Source organism: Rhizobacter sp. (assembly GCF_035702065.1).
Classification (GTDB): Bacteria; Pseudomonadota; Gammaproteobacteria; order Burkholderiales; family Burkholderiaceae_C; genus Rhizobacter.
Genome location: NZ_DASSRA010000110.1, coordinates 1 through 9281, shown reverse-complemented (window position 1 = coordinate 9281; position 9281 = coordinate 1). Strand labels below are relative to the sequence as shown.

The following is a 9281-nucleotide window of genomic DNA, read 5'->3' as shown; positions in this document are numbered from 1 at the left end:
CCATCACCGAAGAGCGCCTGCTCGCCATGGTGAATGCCAGCGGCGACAGCTTCTGGGAGACGGATGCGCAGCGCCGCTTCGTCCACATCAGCGACAACATGTGCCGCATGATGGGCTACCCGCGCGAGGAGTTGCACGGCCGCTCGGTGGTCGAGTTCATGACGCCCGAGTACCGCGCTGCCATCGCCGCCATGGCCGCCGGGCGCAGCAGCGCCGACAACCCGCTGGCGCACACCGGGCCGATCCGCCACGAGGGCGAGTTCTTCCGCAAGAACGGCACGCGCCTGTGGATCGAGACCGTCTCGGTGCCGGTGTTCGACGACGACGGCGTGCACATCGGCTACTTCGGCATCACCCGCGACATGAGCGAGCGCAAGCGCGCCGAGCATGCCCTGATGGAAGCCAACCGCCAGCTCGAAGCGCAGATCGAGCGCATCAACGAACTGCATGCACAGCTGCGCGAGCAGGCCATCCGCGACGAACTCACCGGCGTGCACAACCGCCGCCACTTCGTGCAGGTGGCCGAGCACGAACTGGAGCGCGCGCGCCACCACCAGGTGCCGCTGTCGCTGGTGATGATCGACATCGACCACTTCAAGAACGTGAACGACATCCACGGCCACCCCACGGGCGATGCCGCGCTCCAGGCCGTGGGCGCCATGCTGGCCGGTTGCGCGCAGCCCGGCGACCTGGCCTGCCGCCTGGGCGGTGAAGAGTTCGCCGTGCTGCTGCCGGGGCTGGATGATGCGGCGGCGCTGGAGCGCGCCGAAGGCTGGCGCGCCAAGCTGGCCGGCATGAGCGTCGAGGCCGATGGGGTCGAGCTGCGCCTCACGGCCTCGTTTGGCGTGGCGAGCTTCCCGCATTCGGCCGACAGCCTCACCGGGCTGATGAAGGTGGCCGACGCCTGCCTGTACCGCGCCAAGGCGCTGGGGCGCGACCGGGTGGTGGGGCAGGCCGGCAGCTGAGCGCCTCCCGGTGTCATCCCGGCGCACGCCGGGATCCACCCTCCGCGCGGCAGTGGATCCCGACTTTCGTCGGGATGACGGCGAATGTGCTGGTACCACCGTGTCACAAATGCCATGCTCCAGACGTCTTGTCTGGAGTACCCCCCAAAGCGCCCACGCCATGAAGATCAGCCGCTCCTACACGCTTGCCGAGTTCCTGGCCTGGACGCGCCGCAAGACCTACGTGCTGCTGTTGCTCGCCCTCCTCCCCGTGGCGCTGTACGTGCTGCTCGGCCAGAAGTGGGTGGCGGTGCCCTGGGCGGTGGCGGTGCTGCTGGGAACGGCCACCTCGTTCATCGTGGGCTTCAAGAATGCGCAGACCTATGGCCGCACGATCGAGGCGCAGCAGGTGTGGACCTCGATCGCGAGCGTCAGCCGCTACTGGGGAACCATCGCGCGCGACTTCCCTGTCACCAAGGAGGGCCCGCACCCGGCCACCCAGGCGCTGGTGCGGCGCCACCTCGCTTGGCTCACCGTGCTGCGCTACCAGTTGCGCCGGCCGCGCGAGTGGGAGAGCGTGGCCAGCGCATCCAACGTCGAGTACCAGAAGAAGTACAGCGTGCCCGAGACCCAATCGCCGCTGGCCGACGAGCTGAAGAAGTACCTCGATGAAGCCGAGCTCGCGCAGATCGCCGCCACGCGCCACCCGGCCCTGCGCCTCATCGGCCTGCAGAGCCAGGCGATCCGCGAGCTGTATGCGCGCCAGGAGCTGGCGGTGCTGCACCACACCGAGTTGCAGAAGACGCTGAAGGATTGCCTGGAGCAGCAGACCAAGGCCGAACGGATCAAGAACTTCCCGTACCCGCGGCAGTACGCCACCATCAACACCTTCTTCGTGTGGAGCTTTGCCGCGGTGCTGCCCTGGTGCCTGGTGCGCGAGTTCGACCGCCTCAACGAGTTCGTGCCCGGCCTGCTGCACGGCCACATGGCCTGGCTGGCCGTGCCCTTCAGCATGCTGGTCGGCTGGATGTACGTCTCGCTCGACCAGGTGGGCGAGAGCACCGAGAACCCCTTCGAGGGAGGCGCAAACGACGTGCCCATCTCGCAGATCTGCCGCCTGCTCGAGATCGAGCTGCGCGAGCTGCTGGGTGAGACCGAGCTGCCGCCGCTGCTGCAGCCGAGCAACCACATCGTCCTGTGAAGATGGAAGAACCCACGCTTGCCTTCGCCCGCCTGCGCCCGCGCCTGCAGGGCATTGCCTACCGCATGCTCGGCTCGGTGGCCGAGGCCGAAGAGGTCGTGCAGGACGTGTGGCTGCGCTGGCACGAGGCCGACACCGCGGCGCTGGCCAGCGGCGAAGCCTGGCTCGTGACCGTCACCACGCGCCTGTCGATCGACCGGCTGCGTGCGGCCAAGGTGCAGCGCGAGCACTACAGCGGCTTCTGGCTGCCCGAGCCGGTGCTGACCGCCGACGGCCCGGCCTCGCCGGAGCAGGTGCTGGAGCGCGCGGGCGAGATCTCGCTGGCTTTCCTCACGGTGCTGGAGCGGCTGTCGCCCGAAGCGCGCGCGGCCTTCCTGATGCGCGAGGTGTTCGACGCCGACTACGACGAGGTGGCGCGCACGCTCGGCAAGAGCGAAGCGGCCTGCCGCCAGCTGGTGCACCGCGCCAAGACCCAGGTGCGCGAAGCGCGGCCGCGCTACAGCGTGCCGCCGGAAGTGCACAAGCGCCTGCTCGGCCGCTTTGCGGCGGCCTCCGTGTCGGGCGACTTCGCGCAGATGAAAGACCTGCTGGCCGACGAGGCCGAGCTCATCGGCGACGGCGGCGGCAAGGTGCCGAGCTTCGGCCGCGTGCTGCTGGGCGGGCAGCGCATCGCGCAACTCTTCTACGCGTCGAGCCTGCGCTTCAGCGGCGGCCTGCGCGTCGAGCTGGTGGAACTCAACGGTCAATGGGGCCTGCTGCGCTACATCGACGGCGTGCTCGAATCGGCGCAGGCCTTCGAGACCGACGGCGAGCGCATCCTGCGCATCCACGTGCAGCGCAACCCCGACAAGCTGGCGCATCTTGCGGCAGGTCACAACGCGGCGGGCTGAAACGTCTTGTGGGCATGGGCGGCAACACGCCGTGCCATGCAACCGAACCCACAAGGAACCCACCATGAAGATCGTCGTCATCGGCGGCAGCGGCCTCATCGGCAGCAAGCTCGTCTCTCTCCTGCGCGACAGCGGCCACAGCGTCGTCGCCGCTTCGCCCAGCACCGGCATCAACACCCTCACCGGCGAGGGCCTCGCCGAGGCCATGGCCGGCGCCCAGGTGGTGGTCGACGTGGCCAACTCCCCCTCGTTCGAAGACCAGGCGGTGATGGCCTTCTTCGAGACCTCGGGCCGCAACCTGCTGGCCGCCGAAGCGGCCGCCGGCGTGTCGCACCATGTGGCGCTGTCGGTGGTGGGCACCGAGCGCCTGCAGGACAGCGGCTACTTCCGCGCCAAGCTGGTCCAGGAACAACTGATCGAGCGATCGAAGATCCCCTACACCATCGTGCGCGCGACACAGTTCTTCGAGTTCCTCGGCGCCATCGCGCAATCGGCCACCGAAGGCTCGACCGTGCGCGTGCCGCCGGCCATGATGCAGCCGGTGGCGGCCGAAGACGTGTCGGCGCTGATGGCCGAGGTGGCGCTCGCGGCGCCGCGCAACGGCATGCTCGAACTGGGCGGGCCGGAACGCATCCGCCAGGCCGATCTGGTGCAGCGCTACCTCGCCGCGACCGGCGACGCGCGCCAGGTGCGGGCCGACCCGCAGGCGCGCTACTTCGGCCTGGCCGTCGACGACCGCTCCCTGGTACCGGGCGAGAACCCGCGCCTGGGCAGCGTGCGCTTCGAGCGCTGGCTGGCGATGCAGCGCGAGGTGGCCTGACGAACCCGGTGGTCGGAACCTCGCGCGCGGCGCATGATCCGACCACCATGACGCAAGCACCTTTCTTGCTGCCGCGGCGGCGTTGTCTCGGCCTGCTGGCCGGTGTGGCCGCGCCTTCCCTCACCTGGGCCGCCCTGCCGGCGATGACCGAAGGCCCGTTCTACCCCTCTGCCGCGTGGCGCTCGCGCGAGCTCGACTGGGACGCCGACCTCACCCGCGTGGACCGCGCCAGTGGCAACGCCGCCCGCGCCCGCGGTGAGTGGCTGGACCTGGGCGGCCGCGTCGAAGACGAACGCGGCCGTGCCATCGACGGCGTGGAGCTCGAGATCTGGCAGTGCGACGTGTTCGGCAGCTACCGTCACCCGCGCGGCGCCTCGGCGCAGGTCGACGCGGCCTTCCAGGGCTTCGGCAGCACGCGCAGCGATGCGCAGGGCCTGTACCGCTTTCGCACCATCAAGCCCGTGCCCTACCCCGGCCGCACGCCGCACATCCACGTGCGGCTGCGGCACCCGAGCTTCGGCGAGGCGACCTCGCAGCTCTTCATCGCCGGCGAGGCGGCGAATGCGCGCGACTTCCTCTACAGCAGCCTCTCGCCCGCCGAGCGCGCGCTGGTCGACATGAGCCTGCAGCGCGCACCGGCCGGCGCGCCGGTGGCGTGGGTGGTGCAGCGCTCGCTGGTGGTCGGCTGAGCGTCGGCTGACTCAGGCGAGCTTGAACGGCAGCTCGCGCACCGGCTTGCCGGTGAGCGCCGCCACCGCGTTGGCGAACGCCGGCGCCAGCGGTGGCAGGCCGGGTTCGCCCATGCCGGTGGGCGCATCGCCGCTGGGCACGGTGTGCACCGCGATCTGCGGCATGTCGGTGATGCGCGGCACGGGGAAGTCGCCGAAGTTGCTCTGCTCCACCACGCCGTCCTTCAGCGTGATGGCCGCGCCGGGCAGGCACATCGACAGGCCCATCAGCGCGCCGCCCTGCACCTGCGCCTCGATCGTGCGCGGGTTGACGACCAGGTTGCAGTGCACGCCCGCGGTCACGCTGTGCAGCTTGGGCGTGCCGTCCTTCACCGAGGCCTCGACCACGTAGGCCACCACCGAGTTGAACGACTCGTGCACCGCCACGCCCCAGGCGCGGCCGGCGGCGAGCTTCTTCCTGCCGTAGCCCGACTTGTCCACCGCCAGCTGCAGCGCCGCCTTGTGGCGCGGGTGCTCGCTGCCCATCAGCTTCATGCGATAGGCCACCGGGTCTTGCTGGGTGGCGCGCGCGATCTCGTCGACCAGCGTTTCCATCACGAAGGCGGTGTGCGTGGAACCCACGCTGCGCCACCACAGCACCGGCACGTTGAGCTTGGGGTGGTGCACGCTCAGGCGCATGGGCAGCTCGTAGGGCTCCTTCATGCCTTCGACCATGGTGGCATCGATGCCGTCCTTCACCATCATCGGCTCGAAGGGCGAACCGGCGAGGATGGACTGGCCGACGATCACGTGGTCCCACGCCGTGACCTTGCCCTGCGCGTCGAAGCCGATCTTGGCGGTGTGCAGGTGCATGGGGCGGTAGTAGCCGCCCTTGATGTCGTCTTCGCGGCTCCACAGCGTGCGGATCGGCGCGGTCACACCGGCGGCTTGCGCCGCCTTGACGATGCCGCAGGCCTCGACCACGTACTCGCTGCTCGGGATCGCGCGGCGGCCGAAGCCGCCACCGGCCATCTGCACGTTGACCTTCACGTTCTGCGGTGGCACGCCCAGCACCTTGGCAGCGGCAAAGCCATCCAGCCCCGGCATCTGCGAGCCCATCCACAGCTCGGCCTGGTCACCGGCCAGGCGCACGGTGCAGTTGAGCGGCTCCATCGGCGCGTGCGCGAGGTAGGGGAACACGAACTCGGCCTCGATCTTGTGCGGCGCGGTGGCCAGGCCGCTCACGTCGGCGTCGAACTTGCGCGCGCCGGGCTGGGTGGCGAGCGTGCGGTACTGCGCGAGCTGCTTCGCGCTGTCGACCTTCTCGACCGCGCTGGTGTCCCACTCCAGCTTGAGCGCGTCGCGCCCCTGCTTGGCGGGCCAGTAGCCGTCGGCCACCACGGCCACGCCTTCGCCGCCGCGGTCGAGCGGCACACGCAGCACGGCCTTCACGCCGGGCACGGCCTTGGCCGCGCTGTCGTCCACCGACTTCAGCTTCGCCGCAAACACCGGCGGGCGCGCCACCACGGCGGTGAGCATGCCGGGCAGGCGCATGTCGATGCCGTAGGCCTGGTGGCCGCTGGATTTGTCTTTCGCGTCGAGCCGGCCGGTCGCGTGGCCGATGAGGCGGAAGGTCTTCGGGTCCTTGAGCGCCACGCGTTCGGGCACGGGTTGCTTCATCGCCGCCTCGGCCAGCTCGCCGTAGCCGAGCTGCTTGCCGCCGGGGCCGATGACGGTGCCGTTGCGTGTGCGCAAGGTGGCTGCGTCCACCTTCCACTGCGCGGCGGCCGCACTCAGCAGCATCGCGCGGGTGCGCGCGCCCAGCTCGCGGTACTGCGTGTACGAGTGCGCGATCGAGCCCGAGCCGCCGGTGAGGTGCATGCCGAACAGCGGGTCGACGTAGGCCGGGTGGTTGTTGCCGTGCACGCTCTTCACGCGCGACCAGTCGGCATCCAGCTCCTCGGCCAGGATCATGGGCAGCGCGGTCTGCACGCCCTGGCCGAAGTCAAGGCGGTTGATGGTGACGGTGACCGTGCCGTCCTTGTCGATCTGCACGAAGGCGGCGGGCTGGTCGGTGGGCTTGAGGCCCGTCGGCTTGGCGGCGTCTTGCGCCTGGGCGGGCAGCAGCGGGAAAGCGCCGAGCGCAAAGCCGCCGGCCGCGCTGAGTTTCAGGAAGCTGCGGCGAGGCAGGCCTTCCGGGGCGGTCTTGGCAAGCAGGGCCTGCAGGTGGCGAGGCAGCTCGAAGCTGGCTTGGTCGGAGTCGAAGTGCATGCTGTGTTCTCCTTCAAGCCAGGGACTTGGCCGCATCGGCCACGGCCGCGCGGATGCGTGCGTAGGTGCCGCAGCGGCAGATGTTGCCGGCCATGGCGCTGTCGATCTCGGCCTCGCTGGGCTGCTTGCCCTTGGGGAGGCTCTTCAGGAAGGCGGTGGCCGACATGATCTGCCCGCTCTGGCAGTAGCCGCACTGCGCCACGTCGTGCTTCACCCACGCGGTGTGCACGGCCTTGCCGACCTTGTCCGTGCCGTCGGTGACGGCCTCGATGGTGGTGATCTTCTGCCCGGCCGCGGCAGAGATCGGCGTCACGCACGAGCGGATGGCCTGGCCGTTCAGGTGCACGGTGCAGGCGCCGCACAGCGCGGCGCCGCAGCCGAACTTGGTGCCCGTCATGCCCAGGGTGTCGCGCAGGGCCCAGAGGATGGGGGTGGAGGGGTCGGCGTCGACCTGGCGCGGCTGGCCGTTGATGTGGAGCGTGCTCATCGGGGCTGTCCTTTGGCTGAACAAATGTTCGGCCAACGATAGTCCTGTGACCGCGCTGGGTCAAGAAGATTTCAGTGACCGCCGGGCCGCCCCAAGGCCACTGAGCACCCGCTTGGCGGGTGGCGCCGGTACCCCCGGTGCCGGGTGCCCCCGTCCCTAGTGCTTGATGCCGTCCCAGCAGAGCCCGAAGGCCATCGCGAGGTTCGCCTTGCTGCGCTTGAGCGTGCCCGAACGCAGCATGCCGGCGGTCTCGCGCACCGAGCCGCCGAAGGCGTTGATCAGCATGGGCGTGGGCACGTCTTTCAGGATCTGCTGCGCCTTGGCCGTCTCGATCAGATCGACCCAGTCCTTGAACAGGCGGTTCGACAACTCGCGGCTCTCCTCGCTGAACCAAGGCGAGTTGTAGTACTGCTCCATGAAGACCATCTGCGCATAGTGGCTAAGCCGGTGATTCAGCCAGTTCGTCCACATGCGCTCGAAGCGGCTGCGGTAGGGCGCGCCCGGCTTGTCGCCGTGCATCAGGCTGGCGGCCGTCTCGGTCTTGGCCTGCTCGTAGAGCGCGATCATCAGCTCCTCTTTCGAGGCGAAGTAGACGTAGAGCGTGCCGGTGGCCAGGCCCGCCTCGCGCGCGATGGCGGCCATGGTCAGGCCGCTCAGGCCGGTCTGCTCGACCAGCTTGAAGGTGGCCGCCGCGATGGCGCGCAGCTTCTCGTCGTCCTTGGGTTTCACAGGGGCATGGTAAGCGAACGAACGTTCATCAAAGCCCCGGGCTGACCCGGGTTCGCCGGCTCAGACCATCGACAGCGAGGTCTTGCGTCTGGGGGGCGGAAAGCGCTTGTCGATGGCCTTCAGTTCGGCCGCGCTGAGCGTCACGCTCGCGGCGGCGAAGTTGTCGCGCAGGTGCTGCGCCTTCACCGCTTTCGGAATGGCCACCACGCCGGGCTGCGCCAGCACCCAGGCCAGAGCCACCTGCGCGGCCGTCAGCCCGCGGGCGGTGCCGAGTTGCGCCAGCGTGTCGTCGCCCGCCAGGCTGCCCTGGTCGATGGGGCTGTACGCCATCAGCGGGATGTGGCGTTCGCGCAGCCAGGGCAGCAGGCTGAATTCGGGCCCGCGCTCGCTGGCCGAGAAGTACACCTGGTTCGCGGCGCAGCGGTCTGCGGCGCCCAGCGCCGCCAGCTCCTGCATGTCGTCGGTGTCGAAGTTGCTCACGCCCCAGCGGCCGATCTTGCCGGCCTGCACCAGCGTGTCGAAGGCCTCCACCGTCTCGGCCAGCGGGTGCGCGCCGCGCCAGTGCAGCAGGTAGAGGTCGATGCGGTCCAGCCCCAGGCGCTTCAGGCTGCGCTCGCAGGCGGCCGGCACGCCGCGGCGGCTGGCGTTGTGCGGGTAGACCTTGCTGACGACGACGATCTCGTCGCGGCGCAGCGTGCCGGCGCGCAGCGCCTCGGCCAGCGCCAGGCCGACCACGGTCTCGGCGCCGCCTTCGCCGTACATCTCGGCGGTGTCGATGAGCCGGTAGCCCAGCTCGAGGGCGCTGCGCACCGCGGCCACCTCGGCCGCGCGTGTGGCGCCGGATTCGCCCAGGCGCCAAGTGCCGAGGCCGAGGCTTGGGAGAGGCATCGTGGGTGTCGCCATGGGCTGCTCCTTTGGTGAGAGTTCAGTCTGCCGGCTTCTTGATCGTGCGGTCTTTGCGGCACACGCTCAGTGGGCGTGCCGTGGCCGAGACGACGCGAAGGACCTGCCGCGTGTCCGTGTCGACCACCGCCTTCAGGCAGGCGCAGCCGTAGCCGTGGCTGCCGTTGGTGCGCACCCATTGCGCGGCGCTGAAGCTCGGCCAGTCGCCTTCGGCCTGGTGGCCGCCTTGGACGCCCACCGTCCATTCGCCCTCGCGGTCGTGCAGCCAGGCATTGCCCGGCGTGGGGTTGTCGAACCAGCCGCAGCGTGTCTGTGCCGCCTCAGTGCTCGGAGCCACCGCCACCGGCTCGGGCTCGAACACGACCGGC

At 69.9% G+C, this 9281-nt stretch carries 10 protein-coding genes; 5 read left to right on the top strand and 5 right to left on the bottom strand.

Going from position 1 to position 9281, the window contains the following annotated elements; translation table 11 throughout:
• The 5 genes from VFL64_RS04905 to VFL64_RS04885 form a co-directional block, all read left to right on the top strand.
• Window positions 1-965: sensor domain-containing diguanylate cyclase (locus VFL64_RS04905; RefSeq protein WP_489539263.1), on the top strand; the 965-nt coding region annotated here is incomplete at its 5' end.
• A 160-nt stretch (window positions 966-1125) separates the two neighbouring features.
• Window positions 1126-2145, top strand: coding sequence for a bestrophin family protein (locus VFL64_RS04900; protein WP_489539262.1), 1020 nt, complete (start codon window positions 1126-1128; stop codon window positions 2143-2145).
• 2 nt (window positions 2146-2147) lie between these two features.
• Window positions 2148-3035, top strand: coding sequence for an RNA polymerase sigma-70 factor (locus tag VFL64_RS04895; RefSeq protein ID WP_489539265.1), 888 nt, complete (start codon window positions 2148-2150; stop codon window positions 3033-3035).
• A gap of 64 nt (window positions 3036-3099) precedes the next feature.
• Window positions 3100-3855 carry an SDR family oxidoreductase gene (locus VFL64_RS04890; protein ID WP_489539261.1) on the top strand — a complete coding sequence of 252 codons (756 nt, stop codon included), beginning with the start codon at window positions 3100-3102 and terminating at the stop codon, window positions 3853-3855.
• 47 nt (window positions 3856-3902) lie between these two features.
• Window positions 3903-4544 (top strand): dioxygenase family protein, encoded by a 642-nt coding sequence (locus VFL64_RS04885; protein ID WP_489539260.1) that lies wholly within the window; start codon window positions 3903-3905, stop codon window positions 4542-4544.
• 12 nt (window positions 4545-4556) lie between these two features.
• Here the strand turns inward: VFL64_RS04885 and VFL64_RS04880 are convergent, their stop codons facing one another.
• The 5 genes from VFL64_RS04880 to VFL64_RS04860 form a co-directional block, all read right to left on the bottom strand.
• Entirely contained in the window at window positions 4557-6794 is a 2238-nt protein-coding gene (locus VFL64_RS04880; RefSeq protein ID WP_489539259.1) for a xanthine dehydrogenase family protein molybdopterin-binding subunit, read from the bottom strand.
• Window positions 6795-6807: 13 nt separating this feature from the next.
• Complete coding sequence (locus VFL64_RS04875) at window positions 6808-7281, bottom strand: (2Fe-2S)-binding protein (protein WP_489539258.1); 474 nt, start codon at window positions 7279-7281, stop codon at window positions 6808-6810.
• A gap of 156 nt (window positions 7282-7437) precedes the next feature.
• Window positions 7438-8010, bottom strand: a complete 573-nt coding sequence (locus tag VFL64_RS04870) for a TetR/AcrR family transcriptional regulator (RefSeq protein WP_489539257.1) — start codon at window positions 8008-8010, stop codon at window positions 7438-7440.
• A gap of 60 nt (window positions 8011-8070) precedes the next feature.
• Window positions 8071-8913: an aldo/keto reductase gene (locus tag VFL64_RS04865; protein WP_489539256.1), complete on the bottom strand. Its 843-nt coding sequence runs from the start codon at window positions 8911-8913 to the stop codon at window positions 8071-8073.
• A gap of 22 nt (window positions 8914-8935) precedes the next feature.
• Complete coding sequence (locus VFL64_RS04860; protein WP_489539264.1) at window positions 8936-9274, bottom strand: DUF4087 domain-containing protein; 339 nt, start codon at window positions 9272-9274, stop codon at window positions 8936-8938.
• Between the last annotated feature and the right edge of the window lie 7 nt (window positions 9275-9281).